This window comes from Bradyrhizobium vignae, from assembly GCF_004114425.1.
In the GTDB taxonomy this organism is placed as follows: domain Bacteria; phylum Pseudomonadota; class Alphaproteobacteria; order Rhizobiales; family Xanthobacteraceae; genus Bradyrhizobium; species Bradyrhizobium vignae.
Genome location: NZ_RDQF01000047.1, coordinates 38700 through 61613 on the forward strand (window position 1 = coordinate 38700; position 22914 = coordinate 61613).

The 22914-nt window shown below is 66.0% G+C and carries 18 protein-coding genes; 17 read left to right on the forward strand and 1 reads right to left on the reverse strand.

The window, feature by feature from the left end; translation table 11 throughout:
- Positions 1-328: 328 nt before the first annotated feature.
- The 14 genes from dnaE to fabZ all read left to right on the forward strand — a co-directional run bounded on the left by dnaE (position 329) and on the right by fabZ (position 19414).
- Positions 329-3832: a DNA polymerase III subunit alpha gene (gene dnaE / locus EAV90_RS29445; protein ID WP_122403042.1), complete on the forward strand. Its 3504-nt coding sequence runs from the start codon at positions 329-331 to the stop codon at positions 3830-3832.
- Between the two features lie 130 nt (positions 3833-3962).
- The gene (locus tag EAV90_RS29450) at positions 3963-4706 is read left to right on the forward strand and encodes a carbonic anhydrase (RefSeq protein WP_122403043.1); all 744 of its coding nucleotides are present in this window, start codon (positions 3963-3965) and stop codon (positions 4704-4706) included.
- Positions 4707-4872: 166 nt separating this feature from the next.
- Positions 4873-7359 carry a caspase family protein gene (locus EAV90_RS29455; RefSeq protein ID WP_122403044.1) on the forward strand — a complete coding sequence of 829 codons (2487 nt, stop codon included), beginning with the start codon at positions 4873-4875 and terminating at the stop codon, positions 7357-7359.
- 210 nt (positions 7360-7569) lie between these two features.
- Complete coding sequence (locus tag EAV90_RS29460; RefSeq protein ID WP_122403045.1) at positions 7570-8565, forward strand: 30S ribosomal protein S2; 996 nt, start codon at positions 7570-7572, stop codon at positions 8563-8565.
- Between the two features lie 133 nt (positions 8566-8698).
- A complete protein-coding gene (tsf, locus tag EAV90_RS29465; RefSeq protein ID WP_122403046.1) occupies positions 8699-9622 on the forward strand; it encodes a translation elongation factor Ts in 924 nt (307 codons plus the stop codon).
- Positions 9623-9683: 61 nt separating this feature from the next.
- Positions 9684-10400: a UMP kinase gene (gene pyrH, locus EAV90_RS29470; protein ID WP_122403047.1), complete on the forward strand. Its 717-nt coding sequence runs from the start codon at positions 9684-9686 to the stop codon at positions 10398-10400.
- Between the two features lie 67 nt (positions 10401-10467).
- On the forward strand, positions 10468-11031 hold the full coding sequence (gene frr / locus EAV90_RS29475) for a ribosome recycling factor (RefSeq protein ID WP_122403048.1): 564 nt from the start codon (positions 10468-10470) through the stop codon (positions 11029-11031).
- Between the two features lie 12 nt (positions 11032-11043).
- Entirely contained in the window at positions 11044-11802 is a 759-nt protein-coding gene (locus tag EAV90_RS29480) for an isoprenyl transferase (RefSeq protein WP_036010029.1), read from the forward strand.
- Positions 11799-12641, forward strand: coding sequence for a phosphatidate cytidylyltransferase (locus EAV90_RS29485; protein WP_122403049.1), 843 nt, complete (start codon positions 11799-11801; stop codon positions 12639-12641). Before EAV90_RS29480 ends, EAV90_RS29485 begins: the two co-directional genes overlap by 4 nt.
- 4 nt (positions 12642-12645) lie before the next feature.
- Positions 12646-13869 (forward strand): 1-deoxy-D-xylulose-5-phosphate reductoisomerase, encoded by a 1224-nt coding sequence (gene dxr / locus EAV90_RS29490; RefSeq protein WP_122403050.1) that lies wholly within the window; start codon positions 12646-12648, stop codon positions 13867-13869.
- A 44-nt stretch (positions 13870-13913) separates the two neighbouring features.
- On the forward strand, positions 13914-15065 hold the full coding sequence (gene rseP / locus EAV90_RS29495) for an RIP metalloprotease RseP (protein WP_122403051.1): 1152 nt from the start codon (positions 13914-13916) through the stop codon (positions 15063-15065).
- A gap of 176 nt (positions 15066-15241) precedes the next feature.
- A complete protein-coding gene (gene bamA / locus EAV90_RS29500) occupies positions 15242-17764 on the forward strand; it encodes an outer membrane protein assembly factor BamA (protein ID WP_122403052.1) in 2523 nt (840 codons plus the stop codon).
- 124 nt (positions 17765-17888) lie between these two features.
- The gene (lpxD, locus tag EAV90_RS29505; protein WP_122403053.1) at positions 17889-18956 is read left to right on the forward strand and encodes a UDP-3-O-(3-hydroxymyristoyl)glucosamine N-acyltransferase; all 1068 of its coding nucleotides are present in this window, start codon (positions 17889-17891) and stop codon (positions 18954-18956) included.
- Positions 18953-19414, forward strand: coding sequence for a 3-hydroxyacyl-ACP dehydratase FabZ (gene fabZ / locus EAV90_RS29510; protein ID WP_122403054.1), 462 nt, complete (start codon positions 18953-18955; stop codon positions 19412-19414). The genes lpxD and fabZ overlap by 4 nt, the downstream gene beginning before the upstream one ends.
- 6 nt (positions 19415-19420) lie before the next feature.
- Here fabZ and EAV90_RS29515 read toward each other — a convergent pair whose 3' ends face one another.
- Positions 19421-19765 carry a KTSC domain-containing protein gene (locus EAV90_RS29515; protein WP_122403055.1) on the reverse strand — a complete coding sequence of 115 codons (345 nt, stop codon included), beginning with the start codon at positions 19763-19765 and terminating at the stop codon, positions 19421-19423.
- Positions 19766-19942: 177 nt separating this feature from the next.
- Here EAV90_RS29515 and lpxA point away from each other — a divergent pair, with 177 nt between their 5' ends.
- From lpxA to lpxB, 3 genes are read left to right on the forward strand one after another with little or no spacing between them, the layout of a single operon-like run.
- Complete coding sequence (lpxA, locus tag EAV90_RS29520; protein WP_122403056.1) at positions 19943-20734, forward strand: acyl-ACP--UDP-N-acetylglucosamine O-acyltransferase; 792 nt, start codon at positions 19943-19945, stop codon at positions 20732-20734.
- Positions 20735-20741: 7 nt separating this feature from the next.
- The gene (locus EAV90_RS29525) at positions 20742-21611 is read left to right on the forward strand and encodes an LpxI family protein (protein WP_122403057.1); all 870 of its coding nucleotides are present in this window, start codon (positions 20742-20744) and stop codon (positions 21609-21611) included.
- Positions 21608-22792, forward strand: coding sequence for a lipid-A-disaccharide synthase (lpxB, locus tag EAV90_RS29530; RefSeq protein WP_122403058.1), 1185 nt, complete (start codon positions 21608-21610; stop codon positions 22790-22792). The genes EAV90_RS29525 and lpxB overlap by 4 nt, the downstream gene beginning before the upstream one ends.
- Positions 22793-22914 lie beyond the last annotated feature (122 nt).

The window sequence follows — 22914 nt, forward strand, 5'->3', positions numbered from 1 at the left end:
GAACAAACTGAGAACAATGTTCTTCATACGTTCCAACAAGGGAGCAGGCCATGTTCAGGGTTTTCGTCGAAGAAGCCGCCGCACTGGCGTCCATCACGCTGTTCGTCGGGATGATCGCGATCTGGGCGCAGGTGATTCCGCAGCTCTGATTCGCTGAGCTTCCGGCATGTTGGGGAAAAGCCGGATGACGGGGCGAAGCGGTCGCTCCTGCGTGGACTCTCGCGGCGCGACACCCCACCATTGTGAAGCGAGTCGGCCGGACGGGTGGATGATGCCCTAGGGCGCCGGCGACCGCTCTATCCCATCTGCAAGAGGCCGTCACGCGACCATGCCGAGCGCCGGATTTGTTCACCTTCACGTTCACTCGGCCTATTCGCTGCTCAAGGGCTCGATCAAGATCGCCAAACTTGCCGAGCTTGCGAAGAAAGACCATCAGCCCGCGCTGGCGCTGACCGATACCGACAATCTGTTCGGTGCGCTGGAGTTCTCCGACAAGATGGCGGGCTCCGGCATTCAGCCGATCGTCGGCTGCGAGCTGGCGATCGATTTCGGCGATCAGGATCCCAATGCGCGCAATGCGATCGGGCCGTCGCGCGTGGTGTTGCTGGCGGCGCAGGAGCGCGGCTATCGCAGCCTGATGCGGCTGAACTCGCGCGCGTTCCTGGAATCACCGGACAGCCATGCTCCGTTCATCAAATTCGACTGGCTCGAGGGCGAAACCGAGGGGCTGATCGCACTGACGGGCGGACCGGACGGGCCGATCTCGTTGGCGCTCGCCGGTGGTCTTGGCGAGCTCGCCGCGGCGCGCTGCGAGCGTCTGGCCGGCCTGTTCGGCGACCGCCTCTACATCGAGTTGCAGCGCCACAACACCGAAAAGGAGCGGCGCGTCGAAGGCGGCTTGATCGACATCGCCTACGCCAAGGGGCTGCCGCTGGTTGCGACCAACGAGCCGTATTTCGCGGCGACCGACGATTACGAAGCGCATGATGCGCTGCTGTGCATCGCCGGCGGGCGGCTGATCGCCGAGACCGAGCGCGAGCAGCTCACGCCGGATCACCGCTTCAAGACGCGCGCCGAGATGGCGGTGCTGTTCGCCGACATTCCGGAGGCACTCAGCTCGACGGTGGAGATCGCCGAGCGCTGCTCGTTCCGCCCCCTGACGCGCAAGCCGATATTGCCGTTCTTCACGGTCGGCGCCGCGTCGAGCTCGGATGCGGCCGCGGTGGAGGCGGCCGAATTGAAGCGCCAGGCGGAGGAGGGGCTCGCCAAGCGCCTGCGGGTCCACGGCCTGTCGCAGGGCACGACGGAAGAGACCTATGCCAAGCGGCTCGCCTTCGAGCTCGACGTCATCACCCGCATGAAATACGCGGGCTACTTCCTGATCGTGTCCGACTTCATCAAATGGGCGAAGTCGCAGGGCATTCCGGTCGGGCCGGGCCGCGGCTCCGGCGCCGGTTCGCTGGTCGCCTGGGCGCTGACCATCACCGACCTCGATCCGATCAAGTTCGGCCTGCTGTTCGAGCGCTTCCTCAATCCCGAGCGCGTCTCGATGCCGGACTTCGACATCGACTTCTGCCAGGACCGCCGCGGCGAGGTGATCAAATACGTCCAGGAGCGCTACGGCCGCGACCAGGTCGCGCAGATCATCACCTTCGGTACGCTGCAGGCGCGCGGCGTGCTGCGCGACGTCGGCCGCGTGCTGCAGATGCCCTACGGCCAGGTCGACAAGCTGACCAAGCTGGTGCCGCAGAATCCGGCCGCGCCGGTGACGCTGGCTGCGGCGATCGAGAGCGAGCCGAAGCTCCAGGCGTTCCGCGACGAAGACCCGATTGTGGCGCGCGCCTTCGACATCGCCCAGCGCCTGGAAGGCCTGACGCGCCACGCCTCGACGCATGCCGCCGGCATCGTGATTGGCGATCGCCCCTTGAGCGAGCTCGTGCCGCTCTACCGCGATCCCAAATCCGATATGCCGGTGACCCAGTTCAACATGAAATGGGTCGAGCCGGCGGGCCTGGTGAAGTTCGACTTCCTCGGCCTCAAGACGCTGACCGTGCTCGACGTCGCCTGCAAGCTGCTCAAGCCGCGCGGCATCCACGTCGATCTCGCCACGCTGCCGATCGACGATGCCGAGAGCTACCAGATGCTGGCGCGCGGCGACGTGGTCGGCGTGTTCCAGGTTGAAAGTCAGGGCATGCGGCGGGCGCTGATCGACATGCGCCCCGACCGTTTCGAGGACATCATCGCGCTGGTCGCGCTGTATCGCCCGGGTCCGATGGCGAACATCCCGACCTATTGCGCGCGCAAGCACGGCGACGAGGAGCCGGAATATCTGCACCCCCTGCTGGAGCCCATCCTGAAGGAGACCTTCGGCGTCATCATCTACCAGGAACAGGTGATGCAGATCGCGCAGGTGATGTCGGGCTATTCGCTCGGCGACGCCGATCTGCTTCGCCGTGCCATGGGCAAGAAGATCCGCGCCGAGATGGACAAGCAGCGCGACATCTTCGTCGCGGGCGCGGTGAAGAACGGCGTGCCGAAGGGGCAGGCCGAGACCATCTTCGAGCTGTTGGCGAAGTTCGCCGACTACGGCTTCAACAAGAGCCACGCGGCGGCTTACGCGCTGGTGTCCTATCACACCGCCTATATGAAGGCGCATTATCCGGTGGAGTTCATCGCAGCGTCGATGACGCTCGATCTCAACAACACCGACAAGCTCTCCGAATTCCGCTCCGAGGCGCAGCGCCTCGGCATCAAGGTCGAGCCGCCGAACATCAACCGCTCGGGCGCGACCTTCGAGGTCGGCGAGAACACGATCTACTACGCGCTCGCCGCGCTCAAGGGCGTCGGCATTCAGGCGATCGATCAGATCATCGCGGAGCGCACCAGAGGCGGCCTGTTCACCTCGCTCGCCGATTTCGCCGCGCGGGTCTCGCCGCGCGCGATCAACAAGCGCATCATCGAAAGTCTCGCCGCCGCCGGCGCCTTCGACGCGCTGGAGCCGAACCGGGCGCGCGTCTTCGCCGGTGCGGATGCGATCCTCGCCGCGTGCCAGCGGGCGCATGAAGCTGCGACCATCGGCCAGAACGACATGTTCGGCATGTCGGCGGACGCGCCGACCATCATGCTGCCGCAGGTCGAGCCGTGGTTGCCGGCCGAAAAACTCCGCCGCGAATACGACGCCGTCGGCTTCTTCCTGTCGGGACACCCGCTCGACGATTATGCCACCGTGCTGAAGCGGCTGCGGGTGCAGAGCTGGGCCGAGTTCTCGCGAGCGGTGAAGACGGGGGCCACCGCCGGCAAGGTCGCCGCCACCGTGGTCTCGCGCATGGAGCGGCGCACCAAGACCGGCAACAAGATGGGCATCATGGGCCTGTCCGATCCGACCGGCCATTTCGAGGCCGTGCTGTTCTCGGAAGGGCTCGCGCAATATCGCGACGTGCTGGAGCCGGGCGCGGCCGTGCTGCTGCAGCTCGGTGCCGAGCTTCAGGGCGAGGACGTCCGCGCCCGCGTGCTGCATGCCGAGCCGCTCGACGCCGCCGCCGCCAAGACGCAGAAGGGTCTGCGCATCTTCCTGCGCGACACCAAGCCGCTGGACTCCATCGCCAAGCGTCTCGCCGGCCCCGACATGGCCGCTTCGAACGGCGCCGCGCCGAAGGTCGGCAGTCCCGGCATCGCACCGCGCTCGAATGGCGACGGCGAGGTCTCGCTGGTGATGATGCTCGACCTCGAGACCGAGGTGGAGATGAAGCTGCCCGGCCGCTTCAAGGTTTCGCCGCAGATCGCCGGCGCGATCAAGGCGGTGGCGGGCGTGGTGGACGTGCAGCAGCTCTGACGTTGTCAGCTCCGCCGCAAACCAACGCTTAACTATCAAGCCCCCGTGTGGTATCGAAGCCTGTCCGGCGCAGCTATGAGTTGTGTGCCGGACAATCGCGTTCGGCGGGTCGTCAGGGAGGACAACAGCCATGTGCGATAAATGCTCCCAAAATCTACAGCAATCGCTCGCTCCTTCGCGGCGCTCCATGATGCTCCTTGCTGCTTCGGCGCTCGGAGCGGCGGCGTTCGGCGGGGCCGCTTTGGCCAAGGAGGCAAAGGCGCCGCCGAAGCCGCAGAACGTGCTGTCGCCCGATGCGGCGCTGAAGCGGCTGATGGAAGGCAATGCGCGCTACGTGTCGGGCGTGTCGCGCCGCCACGACTTCAGCCACGAGCGCGAGGCGTTGGTCGGCGGTCAGAATCCTTACGCAGCGGTTTTGAGCTGCGCCGATTCACGCATCGCGCCCGAATATGCCTTCGATAGTGGACGCGGAGACCTGTTCGTGTGCCGCGTCGCCGGAAATTTTGCCGGCGATGAGACCGTTGCCAGCATGGAGTACGCCGTCGCCGTGCTCGGCACGCCCCTGATCCTGGTGCTCGGCCATGACAGTTGCGGTGCCGTCGATGCGACCATCAAGGCGTTGAAGGACGACAAGCCGCTGCCGGGGCACATCCCCACGCTCGCCGCCGCGATTGCGCCGGCGGTGAAGACCGCGGCCCAGCAAAGCGGGAACGCGCTCGACAACGCCATTCGTCAGAACGTCATCGACAACGTCGCCAAGCTGAGATCGGCTGCTCCGATCCTCAACGCAGCGGCCGAGCAGGGTAAGCTCAAGGTGGTCGGCGGTATCTATCGGCTGAGCACGGGGACCGTCGAGTTGCTTGCCCAGGGCTGAGCCTGGGCCGCCCTTTCGAGCTGACATGAGGCTGACCTGGAGCTGACGCCCGCGGCGGCGCGGCCACGCCAGCGCCTCAATCCGAGCTTTTCGTTCAACCGCCGTTCAGCCGGCTGCGCGCCTCATGCGTGGTGGCACCTCAACAACAAAAGCGGGCAAGCAAGCCATGCGTGGGACACTCAGAGCCTTCATCTGCCTTCTGCTGCCGATCGTGGCTCTTGCCGCCGCCGCGCCGGATCAGGCGCGCGCGCAGCAGCCGGAAAAGCGCATTGCACTCGTGGTCGGCAACGGCGCCTATGCCAAGTCGCCACTGGCGACGACGGCCAATGATGCCGGCCTGATCGCGCAGACGCTGCAGGCGGCCGGCTTCGATGTGGTCGGCGCGCGCGATCTCGACGGCGACACGCTGCGCAAGAGCATGCGCGATTTCATTCAGAAGGCCCAGGCTTCGGGACCGGGCACCGTCGCGATGATCTATCTCGCCGGCTACGGCGTGCAGCTGGCCGGCGAGAACTATTTCATCCCGGTCGATTCCAACATCACCCGCGACACCGACATACCGACCGAGGCCATGCGCATCAGTGACTATGCGCGCCAGCTCGCGTCCATTCCGCTCAAGGCCAATATCGTGGTGCTCGACGCGGCCCGCGCGCAGCCCTTTATCGAAGGCGGTCAGCCGATCGCGAGCGGTCTGGCGCTGGTCGAGCCCGAGGCGAACATGCTGATCGCCTTCAACGCCGCGCCCGGCACGGTGGCGCCGGAGGAGAAGGGGCCGTACGGAATCTATGCACAGTCGCTCGCCGAGATGATCCGCACCGGCGGCCTGCCGCTGCCCGAGGTGTTCGACCGCGTTCGCCTGCGCGTCAACGAGGCCTCCAAGGGCGCGCAGGTGCCCTGGAATGAGCAGAAAATATCGGCGCAATTCTCTTTCTTCGAGCGCGGACCCGATGCGCCGCCGCCGGAGGCTGCGCCCGACCAGGTCGCCGCAATCCGGAGCAAGCCGATCCGCGATCTCGGCGTGCAGGATGCCTATGCCGCCGCGCTCGAGCGCGACACCCTGGCGGCCTATGAGGAGTTTCTCGTGGCCTATCCCGGCGATCCGCTCGCCAAGCGCGTGATGGCGATCGTCGCCGCACGCCGCGAAGCCATCACATGGCGACGGACCTATCGGACCGACACGCCGGAGGCCTATTGGTCGTATATGCGCCGCTATCCGCGCGGCCCGCATGCGGCCGATGCGCGCCGACGCCTGGCGATCCTCACCGCGCCGGCCGAGCCGCCGCCGACCTTTGCGATGATCGACTACGACGTGCCGCCACCGCCTCCGGAGGAGGTGGTCTATGTCGATCGTCCGGTGCTGTATTTCAGCGATCCCGTGTTCGACTTCGTGCCGCCGCCGCCGCCGCCGGTCTATTTCTGTCCGCCGCCGCCGCCCGATTTCGTCGTGCTGCCGCCGCCGCTGCCCGTGGTCGGCCTGTTCGTGCTGCCGCAGCCGGTGTTCGTGCCGATCCCGGCGTTCTATAGTCCGCCGGTCTATGTCGCGCCGCCGCCGAACAACATCATCTTCAATAACATCCACAACACCACGGTCATCAACACCGTGATCAACCAGCCGCCCGCGCCGCCTGCGGGCGCCGCGGCCGGGCCGACGAGCCTGGCACCGGCCGTCGCCGGCCGTGCCACGCCGGCAGGTCCCGCTGTCCCGCAGGCCGTCGTGCAGCGCGCCGCCTTGATCCAGCAGGGAAAGGCGCCACTGCCGCCGAGCGCAACGATCCAGCCGACCGCGAGGCCCGTGACACCTCCCGGGACACCGGCGAATGTCGCGCCCACTGCGGCGCCATCGCCCGCGCCACAGACCAAGTTGCCTCAGGCCAACACGCTGCCGGTTCCCGGCGCGCGTGGTGGTCCGCCAGCACCTCCGGCCGGGGCAGGACCTCTGCCCGGCGGCAGGCCCATGCCGCCGACGGCAACCGCACCCGGCACGACGCTGCCGACGCATCCGGGGGCGCCAACGGCCGCGGCGCCCGCCACGACGCTACCGGGGCATCCTGGTGCGCCAACGGCGGCCGCTCCCGCGACCGCTGCGCCCGGCCAGCCGCCGAAGCCGCCAGTGGCACAGACCCCGCCCGGGACCGGTCCTGCCGAGCGCGCCAAGTCCGCGACGCGCGAGCCGGCCGGCTTGCCGCCGGCGACCAACCCGTCCTCGGCCGCCGCCGGTCGGCCGGGCGCGCCGTCGCCTTCGGCCGCGCGCGAGCAGATCAGGTCGCCGAATCAGCCACCGCCTGCTCCGGCGCAGGCCGCCCGGCCTGCTGCACCGCCGCGGCCGCAGGCCGTGGCACGACCAACGCCTCCGCCGCCGGCAGCAGCGCTGCGCGCGGCGCCGCCGCCTCCGCCGCGTGTCGCATCGCCTCCGCCGACGCGGAACGCTCCGCCGGTGGCGGTCGCACGGCCTGCGCCCCCGCCGGTGGCCCGCCCGGCGCCTCCACCAATGGCGCGGCCCGCGCCTCCGCCACCGGCAGCCCGGCCGGCGCCTCCGCCGCCGCCCCGGATGGCTGTGGCACCGCCGCCGCCGCGTCCGGCAGCCCCACCGCCGCGGCCAGCGGCCCCGCCGCCGGCGGCAAAGAAGTGCCCGCCGAACCAGCCGAAATGCTAGGATACGGCGCGCGGTTGACGGACCAGGCGTTCGGCGGGCGAGACCCGCCCCCGAAAGGCCCTTATTTCCTTGCTTCTGGCCGAAATGGCGCTATATAGCGCGCCATCTCACACGGAAACATGGCTCACAAGGCCGTCCGGTGGCAGCCGGGGCGAGAACGCTCCGTTTTGCTCACACGTTTCCGGAGGAACCAACCGGAGAATTAGAACGATGGCGCTACCCGACTTCACCATGCGTCAGCTGCTCGAAGCTGGCGTGCACTTCGGCCACCAGGCCCACCGCTGGAATCCGAAAATGGCTCCGTTCATTTTCGGCACCCGCAACAACATCCACATCGTCGACCTCGCTCAGACCGTGCCGATGCTGCACCAGGCTCTCCAGGCCGTCAGCGACACGGTGGCCAAGGGCGGCCGCATCCTGTTCGTCGGCACCAAGCGCCAGGCGCAGGACGGTGTTGCGGACGCGGCCAAGCGCTGCGCGCAGTATTTCGTCAATTCGCGCTGGCTCGGCGGCACGCTGACCAACTGGAAGACGATCTCGGCCTCGATCAAGCGCCTGCGTCACCTCGACGACGTGCTCTCGAGCGGAGAAGCCAATTCCTACACGAAGAAGGAGCGCCTGACGCTGCAGCGCGAGCGCGACAAGCTCGACCGCTCGCTCGGCGGCATCAAGGACATGGGCGGTCTGCCCGACCTGATCTTCGTGATCGACACCAACAAGGAAGACATCGCGATCCAGGAAGCCCAGCGGCTCAACATCCCGGTCGCCGCGATCGTCGACACCAATTCGGACCCCAAGGGCATCACCTATGTGGTCCCCGGCAATGACGACGCCGGCCGCGCCATTTCGCTGTACTGCGATCTCGTTGCGCGTGCGGCGATCGACGGCATCTCGCGCGCCCAGGGTGATTCGGGCATCGACGTCGGCGCTTCGGCTGAGCCGGTCGCCGAAGAGCTTCCGGCGCCCTCGTCGAGCGGCTTCCAGGGCCTTGCGGGTCCGCGTGGCACCGCCGACGACCTCAAGAAGCTCCCGGGCGTGTCGGGTGCGATCGAGAAGAAGTTCAACGATCTCGGCATCTTCCACTACTGGCAGCTCGCCGAGCTCGACCACGACACCGCGCTCACGATCGGCGAAGAAGTCGGTCTGCCGAGCCGTGCGGATGCCTGGGTGGCCAAGGCCAAGGCGCTGACCGCGGAAGCGGAATAGTCAAAAAGAGCGATGGGTTGGCCGGATAGGATCCGGCCACCATTTCAGTTGACGCGAATCCCTGAGATGGACCGCGGCGGGGCGCTTCGATGCCGCGCTGCGGCAAACCGCCAGGCACAAAGGATTTTCAACGATGGCAACGATCACAGCTGCGATGGTCAAGGACCTGCGCGAGTCGACCGGCGCAGGCATGATGGACTGCAAAGCCGCGCTCACGGAGACCAACGGCGACATGGAAGCGGCGCAGGACTGGCTGCGCAAGAAAGGTCTGTCCAAGGCCGCCAAGAAGTCCGGCCGCGTCGCGGCCGAGGGCCTGATCGGCGCACTCACCAAGGGCACCAAGGGCGTCGTGGTCGAGGTCAACTCCGAGACCGACTTCGTCGCGCGCAACGGCCAGTTCCAGGGCCTGGTCAAGATGATCGCCCAGGTCGCGTTCGACGTCGGTGCCGATGTCGAGAAGATCAAGGCCGCCAAGGTCGGCGACGTCACGATCGAAACCGCGATCAATGATGCGATCGCCACCATCGGCGAGAACATGACGCTGCGCCGCGCCGCCCAGCTCGAGGTGAGCCAGGGCGTGGTTTCTCACTACGTCCACGGGGCCGTCGTCGAAGGCGCCGGCAAGATGGGCGTGATCGTGGCGCTGGAATCGCCGGGCAAGGCCGAGGAGCTCGCCGCGCTCGGCCGTCAGATCGCGATGCATGTCGCGGCGGCCAACCCGCTGGCGCTCGATCCGTCGGGCCTCGATCCGGCCGTGGTCAAGCGCGAGAAGGACGTGCTCGCCGACAAATACCGTCAGCAGGGCAAGCCCGAGAACGTGATCGAGAAGATCGTCGAGTCCGGCCTCAAGACCTACTACAAGGAAGTCTGCCTGCTCGAGCAGGCCTTCATCCACGACACCGGCAAGTCGGTGGCGCAGGCGGTGAAGGAGGCTGAAGGCAAAGTCGGCGGGCCTGTGAAGATCGCCGGCTTTGTGCGCTATGCTCTCGGCGAGGGAATCGAGAAGCAGGAAAGCGACTTCGCGGCCGAGGTCGCCGCTGCCAGCGGCAAGAAGTAAGCGCCGGAACACCTCCTTCCGGCGTGCCGCCGGAAGCGGCGCCCGGAGAAGGAAAGTGCTCATGACTGATCCGGTCTATCGTCGCGTCGTGATCAAGCTGTCCGGCGAATATCTCGCGGGGCAGCAAGGCTTTGGCATCGATCAGCCGACAGTCGACCGGGTTGCGGACGATCTGATCGCGGCCCGTAATCTCGGGACCGAGGTTGCGGTCGTGATCGGCGGCGGCAACATGGTCCGTGGCGTCGAGGTCTCCTCCCGCGGGGTGTCGCGCACGACCGGCGACACCATGGGCATGCTCGCCACCATCATGAACTGCCTCGCGCTGGAAGCGGCGATCGAGCGCAAGGGCACGCCGGCACGGACGCTGTCGGCCTTCGTCATGCCCGAGATTTCCGAGCTGTTCACCCGCACTGCGGCACACAAATACCTCGCCGAAGGCCGGATCGTGCTGCTTGGCGGCGGGACGGGCAATCCGTTCTTCACCACCGACACGACCGCGGTGCTGCGGGCCGCCGAGATCGGCGCACAGGCGGTTCTGAAGGCGACCAATGTCGACGGGGTCTACTCGGCCGACCCGAAGAAGGATCCGGCCGCGACGCGGTTCGACCGCCTGACGCATTCGCAGGCGATCGCGGGTGGTTACAAGGTGATGGATGCGACCGCCTTCGCGCTTGCCCGCGAGACATCGCTGCCTATCATCGTATTCTCGATCGCGGAGCCGGGCTCGATCGGCGCGATTCTGCGTGGCGTCGGCCACGGAACCATCGTCGCCGGCTGACGGCTCGTCTGGCGCCCCCCGAGGGAAGGGCGCGGAGCGGTCGCCGGGATTTTGAAGGAGAAACGTGATGGCCACGGGTAATTTCGACCTCAACGAAGTGAAGCGCCGCATGCAAGGCGCCGTCCAGTCCCTCAAGCACGAGCTCGGCGGCCTGCGCACCGGCCGCGCCTCCGCCTCGATGCTCGATCCGGTGCAGGTCGAGGCTTATGGCAGTCACATGCCACTCAATCAGCTCGCCACGGTCAGTGTGCCGGAGCCCCGGCTGATCTCGGTGCAGGTCTGGGACAAGTCGATGGTCAAGGCAGTGGAGAAGGCGATCGTCGATTCCAATCTCGGCCTGTCGCCGGCGACCGAGGGGCAGGTGCTGCGCCTGCGCATTCCCGAGCTCAACGAGGAGCGGCGCAAGGAGCTGGTGAAGGTCGCGCACAAATATGCCGAAGCCGCCAAGGTCGCCGCGCGCCATGTCCGCCGCGACGGTCTCGACGTGCTCAAGAAGCTCGAGAAGAATCACGAGATGTCGGAGGACGATCAGAAGCGTCACGCCGACGAGGTGCAGAAGGCGACCGACGGCACCATTTCCGAGATCGACCAGTTGCTGGCCGCCAAGGAAAAAGAAATCCTCACCGTTTAAGGCATCGCCTTCATGTCCAACGCCGCCGCGCCCGCAACGGAAGGACCCGATAGGTCCGAAGCGCCTGCGCATGTCGCCATCATCATGGATGGCAACGGGCGCTGGGCGGCCGCGCGCGGCTTGCCCCGTGCGGAAGGGCATCGCCGCGGTGTGGACGCGCTGCGCCGCGTGGTGCGCGCCTCGCACGAACTCGGCATTCGCTATCTCACCATCTTCTCGTTCTCTTCGGAGAACTGGTCGCGCCCGGCGAGCGAGATAGGCGATCTGTTCGGTCTGCTGCGGCGCTTCATCCGCAACGATCTGGCGAGCCTGCATCGCGACGGCGTCAAGGTTCGCATCATCGGCGAGCGCGAGGGGCTCGAAAGCGATATCTGCGCGCTGCTCAACGAGGCCGAGGAGCTGACGCGCGACAACACGCGCCTGACGCTCGTCGTCGCCTTCAACTACGGCTCGCGGCAGGAGATCGCGAAAGCGGCGCAGAAGCTCGCCCGCGAGGTCGCGGAAGGCAGACGGGATCCTGCCACGATCGACGCCGAGACACTGGGGGCGCATCTCGACGCGCCCGACATTCCCGACCCCGATCTCATCATCCGCACCAGCGGCGAGCAGCGCCTGTCCAATTTCCTGATGTGGCAGGCCGCCTATAGCGAGCTCGTGTTCGTGCCGATCCACTGGCCCGACTTCGACAAGGCGGCACTCGAGAGCGCGATCGCCGAATTTGCCAGGCGCGAGCGCCGTTTCGGCGGCTTGGTCGCAAAGACCGCCTCGTGAGCGAACCCGACGCCGCACCGGCGGGCTCTCAGCCCGCCCCGAGCAATCTCGTGCTGCGAGTCCTCGCAGCACTGGTGCTGGCGCCGCTTGCCGTTGCGCTCGCCTACGCCGGCGGCTGGCTTTGGGCGCTGCTCGTCACCCTGGTGTCGATCGGGCTGTTCGCGGAATGGCTGACGGTGGTGGGCGCGAGCTCGGTTGCGCTGACGGGGGCGGGGACCATCGTCATCGCCACCATGGGATTCTGCGTGACCTTCGGTGCGCTGAAGACCGCCATCATCACGGGCTGCATCGGCGGTGCGATCGTGATGCTGATTGCGCGAGGCAAGTTCGTCTGGGCGGCGACTGGATTTGCCTATGCATCGGCGGCGCTGCTGGCCTCGATCCTGGTGCGGAAGGATCTCGTCAACGGCTTCTCCGCACTGATGTTCGTGCTGCTCGTGGTGTGGGCGACCGATATTGGCGGCTATTTCGCCGGCCGCAGCATCGGCGGGCCGAAGCTGTGGCCGCGCGTCAGTCCGAAAAAGACCTGGGCCGGAGCGCTCGGCGGCTTTGCGGCGAGCCTTGTGGTTGCGGCCGGATTTGCCGCCTGCGGGATCGGAAAGGCGGTTCCACTGCTGCTCGTCAGCGCCGTCCTGTCGGTGGTTTCGCAGCTCGGCGATCTCTTCGAATCCGCCGTGAAGCGGCGCTTCGGGGTCAAGGATTCCAGTCACTTAATTCCCGGTCATGGCGGGCTTCTGGACCGTCTGGACGGTTTTGTCGCCGCCATCCTGGCGGCATGGATTATCGGCTTCGTCCGCCATGGTGTGCATAGCGCCGGAAGCGGTCTTATGGTTTGGTGAGGATATGAGCGCGGTCCCATTGCGTAACAACAGGCTTGCTGCGTCCGACGTCCGCAGCGTCACGGTCCTCGGCGCCACCGGCTCGATTGGCGACAGCACGATGGATCTGTTGCGCGCCTCGCCCGAGCGCTACCGCGTCGAAGCGCTGACGGCGAACGGCAATGTCGCAGCGCTGGCCAAGCTCGCCAGGGAATTCTCCGCGCGCTTTGTGGCGATCGCCGACACCTCCAAGCTCGCCGAGCTCAAGGCCGCACTGGCCGGCACCGGCACCGAATGCGGCGCCGGCGAAAGCGCGGTGATCGAGGCCGGCGCGCGTCCGGCCGATTGGGTGATGGCGGCCGTGAGCGGCGCTGCCGGACTGAAGCCGGCGCTGGCGGCGGTCGACCGCGGCGCCCATGTCGCGCTCGCCAACAAGGAATGCCTCGTTTGCGCCGGCGATTTCTTCATGCAGCGCGCGGCGAAAGCGGGTGCCTGCATCCTGCCCGCCGATTCCGAGCACAACGCGCTGTTCCAGGCGCTGAGCTCAGGTAACCGTGACGAGCTCGTCCGTGTCATCATCACGGCCTCCGGCGGCCCGTTCCGGACCTGGAAGCCTGCCGACATCGAGCAGGCGACGCTCGATCAGGCCCTGAAGCATCCGAACTGGAGCATGGGCCAGAAGATAACGATCGATTCCGCCTCGATGATGAACAAGGGCCTCGAGGTGATCGAGGCATCCTATCTGTTTGCGCTCTCGCCGGACGAGATCGACGTTCTCGTTCATCCGCAGTCGATCATCCACGGCATGGTCGAGTTTTCCGACTGCTCGGTGGTCGCCCAGCTCGGCGCGCCCGACATGCGCACGCCGATCGCGCATTGCCTCGGCTGGCCTGATCGCATCAAGGGGCCGGCGGCCAAGCTCGACCTTGCCAAGATCGGTCAGCTGACTTTCGAAGCGCCGGACTTCGAGCGGTTCCCCGGACTACGGCTGGCTTACGATTCGCTCCGAACCGGGAAGGGGGCGACCACGGTTTACAACGCCGCCAACGAGGTCGCGGTCGCCGCCTTCATCGCCGGCAAGATCCGGTTCGGTGCGATTGCCCGGCTGGTCGAGGCGACCCTTGACGATTGGATCAAGGGCGGGAATCAGGCGCCCCTGACGTCCGCCGACGATGCAATCTCCGTTGACCATGTTGCTCGAAATAGGGCTGCCGCCCTATTGCCTCAAATTGCCTTAAAGGCATCCTAGTTGGTTCGCGACCAGGGCCTTAAGGCGCTGGGTGAGGGAATTCGATGATCGACTTTTTCGTCCATAGTTTCAATACGTTGAGCCATGGGCTCCTCGGCTACGCGGTTCCCTTCCTGTTCGTCCTGACCATCGTCGTGTTCTTTCACGAGCTCGGCCATTTCCTGGTCGCGCGCTGGGCAGGCGTGCGCGTATTGACCTTTTCGCTCGGGTTCGGCCCTGAGCTGGTTGGTTTCAACGACCGCCATGGCACCCGCTGGAAGATCTCGGCCATCCCGCTCGGCGGCTACGTCAAGTTCTTCGGCGACGAGAGCGAGGCCTCGACCCCGTCGGCCGAGACGCTCGCGGCCATGACGGCTGAGGAGCGCGCCGGCAGCTTCCACCACAAGAAGGTCGGCCCGCGTGCGGCCATCGTCGCGGCAGGACCGATCGCCAATTTCATCCTGGGTGCGCTGATCTTCGCCGGCATGGCGCTCTATTACGGCAAGCCGAGCACGATCGCGCGTGTCGACGGCGTCGTTGCCGAGGGGGCGGCAGCAGCGGCCGGCTTCAAGGTCGGTGACGTCGTCGTCCAGATCGACGGCAAGCCGATCGAGAGCTTTGCCGACATGCAGCGAATCGTTGCGATGAACGCCGGTTCGGCGCTTAGATTCCAGGTGAAGCGGGACGGCGCCATCGTCTCGCTGACCGCGACCCCGGCGCTGCTCGAGCGCAAGGATCCGTTCGGCAACAGCCACCGTCTCGGCGTGCTCGGCGTCGAGCACAAATCGCAGGCCGGGGAGGCCTCGACCGCACCGGTCGGCGTCGGTGAAGCGCTCAAGATCGGCGGCGAGCAGGTCTGGTTCATCATTACCAGCACCTTCAAGTTCCTGGGGTCGCTGTTCGTCGGACAAGGCAATCCGAACGAGGTCAGCGGCGTCCTGGGCATCGCGAAAATGTCGGGGCAGGCGGCCAGCGCCGGGTTCCAGTTCGTGATCAATCTCTGTGCGGTGCTGTCGGTGTCGATCGGCCTGTTGAACCTGTTCCCGATCCCGCTGCTCGATGGCGGCCACCTTATGTTCTACGCGGCCGAAGTGGTCCGGGGGCGGCCCTTGTCCGAGCGGACTCAGGAAATGGGGTTCCGAATCGGGCTCGGCTTGGTGCTGATGCTGATGGTATTTGCGACCTACAACGACATCCTGCGGATGGCCGCATCCTGATAGAGGCTTTTTTGTGGCGTTGCTGTTGAGCAACGTCTTGGAATGAAATTGAAATTGCGGCGCTTTCGGCCGTTTGCGGCGTCGGCGAAATTGGCTACAAGCGGCCTGAAGTTGGGGAATCTCCGGACCGGCGTTGGGGTTGGGTCTGGCTCGGAATGATAAGGGCGCGTTGCGCAATGAAGTTTGGACTGCGACTCCGGGGGGGCTTGCTCGCAACCCTGATCTTGTTCGGCGCGCCGGTGGTTGCCCCGGTTGGGGCTGTTTTGGTGTCTTCGTCTGCGCTCGCTCAGACCGTTCAGTCGATTACCGTCGAGGGAAATCGCCGGGTCGAGGTGGAGACGATCCGCTCCTATTTCAAGCCCGGTCCGGGCGGCCGGCTGGATCAAGCCGCCATCGACGACGGCCTCAAGGCGTTGATCGAGACCGGCCTGTTCCAGGACGTCAGGATCAACCGCGGTTCCGGCGGCCAGCTCATCGTCTCCGTGGTGGAAAACCCGGTGATCGGCCGCATCGCCTTCGAAGGCAATAAGAAGATCAAGGACGAGCAGCTCACCGCTGAGGTCCAGTCCAAGGCGCGCGGCACCTTCTCCCGCGCCATGGTGCAGTCCGACACGCTGCGAATCGCCGAAATTTATCGCCGCTCCGGCCGCTATGACGTGCGCGTCACGCCCGAGATCATCGAGCAGCCGAACAACCGCGTCGACCTGATCTTCACGATCGAGGAGGGCGCCAAGACCGGCGTCAAGTCGATCGAGTTCGTCGGCAACAACGCCTTCTCGTCTTACCGTCTGCGCGACGTCATCAAGACGCGCGAATCGAATCTTTTGAGCTTCCTTGCCAGTGGCGACATCTATGACCCCGATCGTGTCGAGGCCGACCGCGACCTGATCCGCCGCTTCTACCTCAAGAACGGTTTCGCCGACGTCCAGGTGGTAGCCGCGCTTACCGAATACGATCCGGAGAAGAAGGGCTTCAACGTCACCTTCAAGATCGAGGAAGGCGCGCAATACCGCGTCGGCGCAGTCGACTTCCGCTCCAGCATCCCGAACTTCGATCCCTCCTCGATGCGCGCCTATTCGCGCGTCAATGTCGGCTCGCTCTACAACGTCGAATCGGTCGAGAAGTCGGTCGAGGAGATGCAGATCGAGGCGTCGCGCCGCGGCTACGCCTTCGCCGTGGTCCGGCCCGGCGGCGACCGCAACTTCGAAGCGCACACGGTGTCCGTCGTTTTCAACATCGACGAGGGCCCGCGTACCTATATTGAGCGCATCAACCTGCGCGGCAACACCCGCACACGCGACTACGTGATCCGCCGCGAGTTCGACATCTCGGAAGGTGACGCCTACAACCGCGCGCTGGTCGACCGTGCCGAGCGGCGCCTGAAGAACCTCGACTATTTCAAGAGCGTGAAGATCACGACCGAGCCGGGCTCGTCGAGCGACCGCGTCATCCTGATCGTCGACATGGAAGAGAAATCGACCGGCGACTTCTCGATCTCGGGCGGTTACTCCACCACCGACGGCGCGCTGGCCGAAGTCTCGGTCTCCGAGCGCAATCTGCTCGGCCGCGGCCTGTTCGCCAAGGCGTCGGTGACCTATGGCCAGTACGCCCGCGGCTACTCGCTGTCCTTCGTCGAACCGTATCTGCTCGACTACCGCGTCGCGCTCGGCCTCGACCTCTATCAGCGCCAGCAGCTGTCCAACAGCTACATCTCCTACGGCACCAAGACGCTCGGCTTCTCGCCGCGCCTCGGTTTCTCCTTGCGTGAAGATCTGGCGCTCCAGGTGCGCTATTCGATCTACCAGCAGGAAATCACGCTGCCGTTCTACCTGGCGAACTGTAACAACGTAGTCGGTTCGGCTGCGTTCAACCCGAGCCCTGCGTTTGCCAATGCCAACGGTATCAGCCTGGCCTCGACCAATGGCCTCGGCTGCTACAGCGACGGCGAAGCCTCGCTGCCGGTGCGCAAGGAGCTTGCCGCCGGCAAGGCGCTGACCTCGGCGCTCGGCTACACGCTGACCTACAACACGCTGGACAACAACAAGAACCCGACCGACGGTCTGCTCATCGACTTCCGGCAGGATTTCGCCGGCGTCGGCGGCGACGTCTCCTACCTGAAGTCGGTCATCGACGCGAAGTACTACACTCCGCTGGTGTCCGATATCGTCGGTCTCGTCCGCCTGCAGAGCGGCATGCTGAACAAGATCGGCAGCGATCTGCGCATGCTCGACCACTTCCAGATGGGCCCGAACCTCGTCCGCGGCTTTGCCCCGAACGGCATCGGCCCGCGCGACCTGAACCCGTTCGGTACGCAGGACGCGCTTGGCGGCACCAAATACTGGGGCGCTTCGCTCGAACTGCAGATGCCGTTCTGGTTCCTGCCGAAGGAAGTGGGTCTGAAGGGCGCGGTCTATGCCGACGCCGGCGGCCTCTACGACTACAAGGGACCGACGAGCTGGACGGCGACCAACGAGGTCAATGTGCCGGGCTGTATCCCGTCGACCGTCAATCCGTCGAGCGCGGGGACCTGTACCGGCCTCGTCTATGACGACAGCAAGGTGGTTCGCTCGTCGGTGGGTGTCGGCCTGATCTGGCAGTCCCCGTTCGGTCCGCTGCGCTTCGACTACGCCGTGCCGATCACCAAGGGGAAATACGACCGCGTGCAAGAGTTCCGGTTCGGCGGCGGCACCACGTTCTAGTTCGATCAGCACGGCACGATCCGGATCACCGGAGCCGGTTTCCGAAAGGGATCGTGCCAATCCAAGACATGAGGCATGATGCGGCCTGACCGCTTCATGCCGAAGCCGGACCGCGACGGGTGGAATGGCGCAGCCGACCTTCTTCACAAAGCCGCCTGCCACAGTATTGGCCGAGATTGCCACGCTGACCAAGGCGCAGCTGGTCGACCCCGAGAGGGGCGGCCACATCATCACGGGCCTAGCTTCGCTTGACGAGGCGGGCCCGATGCATCTGGCATTCTTCGACAACCTCAAATATGCCGATCAACTCAGGGCGACCAAGGCGGGCGCCTGTCTGGTCAGCCCGCGCTTCGAGGCCGAGGTGCCCGCGCATGTGGCCGTGCTGCGGGTGGCGCAGCCATTCCGCGCCTTCGTCAGGATCGCTCGGGAGTGGCACGGCGACGCGCTGCGGCCGCAGTCCTGGGTCGGCAATGACGGCATCGCACCCTCGGCAATCATCGACCCCTCGGCCCGGCTCGAGGACGGGGTGATCGTCGATCCGCTGGCCGTGATCGGCCCGGACGTCGAGATCGGCAGCGGCACCGTGATCGGCGTCGGAGCGGTGATCGGCCCCGGCGTGAAGATCGGCCGGGACTGCAATGTCGGCGCCCGCACGGCGATCCAGTGCGCCCTGATCGGCAACAACGTGCTGATCCATCCCGGCTGCTCCATCGGCCAGGACGGCTACGGCTTCATCTTCTTCGGCCCCGAGGGCCATCTGAAGGTACCGCAGACCGGGCGGGTGCTGATCCAGAACGACGTTGAGGTCGGGGCCAACACCACGATCGACCGGGGGTCCTTGCGCGACACCGTGATCGGCGAGGGGACCAAAATCGACAACCAGGTCCAGATCGGCCACAATGTGACGATCGGTCGGCACTGCCTGCTGGCGGCCCAGATCGGCCTCGCCGGCAGCCTGACCATCGGCGACAACGTGGCGCTCGGAGCGAAGGTTGGCATCAACAATCACCTCAAGATCGGCGATGGGGCTCAGGTGACCGCCATGAGCGCCGTCAAGGACGACATCCCGCCAGGCGGTCGCTGGGGCGGACATTTCGCCAAGCCGACCAAACAATGGTTCAAGGAGATCATCGCGGTGGAGCGCCTGGTACGCGACAGCAAGGCCGATCCGAAGGACGAGGGACGGGAATGACGGCGGAATCACCTGTTAAGTTCGAGCTGGTGGATATCAACGCGATCCTCCAGACCCTGCCGCACCGTTTTCCGATGCTGCTGATCGACCGCGTGATCAACATCCGCGCCGATTACAGCGGCATCGGCATCAAGAACGTCACCTTCAACGAGCCGGCCTTCCAGGGACATTTCCCCGAGCGCCCGGTCTATCCCGGCGTCATGATGATCGAGGCGATGGCGCAGACCGCCGGCGTGATCGGCATCAAGTCGGTCGAAGGCACGGAGAAGCCGCGCGCGGTCTATTTCCTCACCATCGACAAGTGCAAGTTCCGCAAGCCGGTGCTGCCCGGCGACACCATCGAGTATCACATGCGCTCGCTCGGGCGCCGCAAGGCCATGTGGTGGTTTCACGGCGACGCCAAGGTCAACGGCCAGATCGTCGCGGAGGCCGATGTCGGCGCCATGCTGACGGATTGAGCGGCCTCAACCCTTCCGGGCCGGCTCGCGCGTCCGGCACGCGTAGCGCCCGGCGGTCGTCTCGCGCTTGATATTCCGGTTGAAGAACTGGCCCATCGACGGCGCGCCGAGGAGGCGCTCGACCGTCTCGGCCGTCACGCCGCAATAGCGGTCATAGGCGCCGTGGCTCGCGACGATCAGGTCCTGCTGCGCGCGATCGTAACAGACCCGCTGAAGCACCGTGCTGCGGGTGATGTCCCGGCATTCGAATGTCTGGAGATCGACGAGGCGGTGTTCGTCGGTCTCGACCGTCTCGGACACGATCGGTGTGCCCGCGAGCTGCGCGAGCAGAAGGACGAAGGCCCTGACCACGATCGTTGAAGCTCCGCCTGAACGTGTTGAGGGGGGCGGGAGGGCCGCCTCATCCAGCACTTGAAACAGGACGAGATGATACGTCACTGGACAGATCGGGCATAGTCGCGCTAACCACCCGAAAACCAAGCGACTTCAATACATAACCAGACCTTCTTGACGAGTAAGATTGGCTTGATGAGCAAGATTGATCCCACCGCACGGGTCGCGGACGGCGCCGTGATCGGCGAGGGTACCGAGATCGGACCCTATTGCATCATCGGCCCGAACGTCGTGATCGGCGCGAACTGCAAGCTGATCGGACATGTCACCGTCATCGGCCACACCTCGCTCGGCAATGACTGCGTGATCTCGCCATTCGCAGTGCTCGGCGGCGCCCCGCAGGATCTCAGTTACAAGGGCGAGCCGACCCGGCTCGAGATCGGTTCGGGCTGCACCATCCGGGAAGGTGCGACGATGAATGTCGGCACGATCAAGGGTGGAGGGCTGACCCGCGTCGGCAGCGGCGGCTATTTCATGAACAACAGCCATGTCGGCCATGACTGCATGGTCGGCGACAACGTGATCTTCGCGACGTCGGCGACGCTCGGCGGCCACTGCGAGATCGGCGACGCCGTTTACATCGGCGGCCTGTCCGCCGTGCATCAGTTCACGCGCATCGGCCCCTATGTCATGGTCGGAGGCGTGTGCGGCGTGCGCGACGACGTCATCCCGTATGGACTGGTCAACGGCCAATATGCGGTGCTGGAGAGCCTCAATTTGATCGGCATGAAGCGCCGCAAATTCACCAAGCAGCGGCTCGCGACCGTGCGCGCGTTCTATCAGAAGCTCTTCCACGGGCCCGGCACCTTCGCCGAGCGGCTGGAGGCAGTGCGGCCGCTCGCGGGCGAAGACTCCGCGATCGCCGAAATTCTCGACTTCATCGGCAAGGGCAAGCGCCCGCTCTGTCTTCCCGCCATCGCAAAGTGATCCTGTGATGGCCGCGGGCACGACATCGGCGGCTTCGCAAGTTTCGTCACCGGTCGGTATCGTCGCCGGCGGTGGCGCCATGCCGTTCGCGGTCGCCGAGTCGCTTGCGGCGCGCGGCATCACGCCGGTGCTGTTTCCGCTACGCGGGGCCTGCGATCCGGCGCGGGTTGAGCAGTTCCGCCACCGCTGGATATCGGTCGGCCAGCTCGGCCGCGCGATGCGGCTGTTCCGCCAGGAAGGCTGCCGCGACCTGATCTTCATCGGCACCTTGGTGCGGCCCTCGCTGTCCGAGATCCGTTTCGACGTCAAGACGCTGCGCCTGCTCGGCAATGTCATCCGCGCGTTCCGCGGCGGCGACGATCATCTGCTGTCGGGTGTCGGCCGAATCCTCGAGCAGGACGGCTTCCGCATGGTCGGCATCAAGGATGTCGCGCCGGATCTGCTGATGCCCGAGGGCTGCATCAGCCGCACCTGGCCGAGCGGCACCAGCAAGAGTGACATCGAACGCGGCCGGGCAGTGCTGACCGCACTCGGTCCGTTCGACATCGGCCAGGCAGCGGTCGTGATCGACGGTCATGTGGTCGCGGTCGAGGACATCGAGGGCACCGACGCACTGCTTGCGCGCGTGGCGCGCCTGCGCGAGGAGGGGCGCATCCGCGCCGCCACGGGACGCGGCGTGCTGGTGAAGGCGCCGAAGAGCGGCCAGGATCTGCGCTTCGACCTGCCGACGATCGGCCCGCGCACGATCGAGGGCGTCGCGGCCGCCGGCCTTGCCGGCATCGCCGTCATCGCCGGCAACACCATCGCCGCCGAGCCGCAGGCGATGATCGCGCTTGCCGACGCGAAATATCTCTTCGTCATCGGCCTGCCCGCGTGATGCTGGACCGCGATCCCAAGCGCAAGATCTTCCTGATCGCGACGGAGGAATCCGGCGACAGGCTCGGCAGCGCCTTGATGAAGGTGCTGCGCCAGCGCCTCGGCGATGGCGTGCAGTTCGTCGGCGTCGGCGGCCGCACCATGGCGCGCGAGGGCCTCGAATCGCTGTTTCCGATCGAGGAGCTGTCGATCGTCGGCTTTGCCGCGGTGGTGCAGCAATTGCCGAAGATCCTGCGGCTGATCCGTAACACGGCTGACGCCGTGACCGAGGCTGCGCCCGACGCGCTCGTCATCATCGACAGCCCGGACTTCACCCACCGCGTCGCCCGGCGCGTGCGGTCGCGCAGTCCGGCGATTCCCATCGTCGATTACGTCTCGCCGCAGCTCTGGGCATGGCGGCCGGGACGGGCACGGACCATGCTCGGCTATGTCGATCACGTGCTCGGCCTGCTGCCGTTCGAGCCCGAGGAATACCGCAAGCTCGGCGGACCGCCATGCAGCTATGTCGGCCATCCCCTGATCGAGCAATTGGGCTCGCTGCGGCCGAACGCGGAGGAGCAGAAGCGCCGCAACAGTGAGCCCCCGGTGCTGCTGGTGCTGCCCGGCAGCCGCCGCAGCGAGATCCGGCATCATCTCGACGTGTTCGGCGCAACGCTGGGCCGGTTGCAGGCTAAGGGCTGCGCGTTCGAGCCGATGCTGCCGACCATGCCGCATCTCGAAACCACCATCCGCGAAGGCATAGCGCATTGGCCGGTCAAGCCTCACATCGTGATCGGCGAGAGCGAGAGGCGTGCGGCCTTCCGCATCGCGCATGCTGCGCTGGCCAAATCCGGCACGGTGACGCTCGAGCTCGCATTGTCGGGCATTCCGATGGTGACGGCCTATCGCGTCGGCGCCATCGAGGCCTTCATCCTGCGCCGCGCGATCCGCGTCTCCTCGGTGATCCTTGCCAATCTCGTGATCGGCAGGGATGTCATCCCGGAGTTCCTGCAGGAGGAGTGCACGCCGGAGAAGCTGGCGCCGGCGCTCTCTGCGCTGCTGACGGATTCGCCGCTCCGCCGTGAGCAGGTCGAGGCATTCGCCAAGCTCGATCAGATCATGTCAACCGGCAACAAATCGCCGAGCATGCTCGCCGCCGAAATCGTGCTCGCGACGATGCGCAAAGGACGTCGGGCGAGCTAGCACTACTTTGGCAGATTGTGTTTTCGCCGCTGTTTTTCACGGATTTGCCTTCGGCAATATGGGCAATGCTGAGACGGCGGCCGAAGGATGAGATCGACGATGGCGTGACGTACGGCTGGCAT

Bases quoted from the DNA above. Each gene is read 5' to 3' on its own strand.
- dnaE (WP_122403042.1), top strand. From the start codon at position 329: ATGCCGAGCGCCGGATTTGTTCACCTTCACGTTCACTCGGCCTATTCG.
- EAV90_RS29525 (WP_122403057.1), top strand. From the start codon at position 20,742: ATGGCCGCGGGCACGACATCGGCGGCTTCGCAAGTTTCGTCACCGGTC.
- bamA (WP_122403052.1), top strand. From the start codon at position 15,242: ATGAAGTTTGGACTGCGACTCCGGGGGGGCTTGCTCGCAACCCTGATC.
- EAV90_RS29450 (WP_122403043.1), top strand. From the start codon at position 3,963: ATGTGCGATAAATGCTCCCAAAATCTACAGCAATCGCTCGCTCCTTCG.
- EAV90_RS29455 (WP_122403044.1), top strand. From the start codon at position 4,873: ATGCGTGGGACACTCAGAGCCTTCATCTGCCTTCTGCTGCCGATCGTG.
- rseP (WP_122403051.1), top strand. From the start codon at position 13,914: ATGATCGACTTTTTCGTCCATAGTTTCAATACGTTGAGCCATGGGCTC.
- dxr (WP_122403050.1), top strand. From the start codon at position 12,646: ATGAGCGCGGTCCCATTGCGTAACAACAGGCTTGCTGCGTCCGACGTC.
- EAV90_RS29460 (WP_122403045.1), top strand. From the start codon at position 7,570: ATGGCGCTACCCGACTTCACCATGCGTCAGCTGCTCGAAGCTGGCGTG.
- EAV90_RS29480 (WP_036010029.1), top strand. From the start codon at position 11,044: ATGTCCAACGCCGCCGCGCCCGCAACGGAAGGACCCGATAGGTCCGAA.
- tsf (WP_122403046.1), top strand. From the start codon at position 8,699: ATGGCAACGATCACAGCTGCGATGGTCAAGGACCTGCGCGAGTCGACC.
- pyrH (WP_122403047.1), top strand. From the start codon at position 9,684: ATGACTGATCCGGTCTATCGTCGCGTCGTGATCAAGCTGTCCGGCGAA.
- lpxD (WP_122403053.1), top strand. From the start codon at position 17,889: ATGGCGCAGCCGACCTTCTTCACAAAGCCGCCTGCCACAGTATTGGCC.
- lpxA (WP_122403056.1), top strand. From the start codon at position 19,943: ATGAGCAAGATTGATCCCACCGCACGGGTCGCGGACGGCGCCGTGATC.
- fabZ (WP_122403054.1), top strand. From the start codon at position 18,953: ATGACGGCGGAATCACCTGTTAAGTTCGAGCTGGTGGATATCAACGCG.
- frr (WP_122403048.1), top strand. From the start codon at position 10,468: ATGGCCACGGGTAATTTCGACCTCAACGAAGTGAAGCGCCGCATGCAA.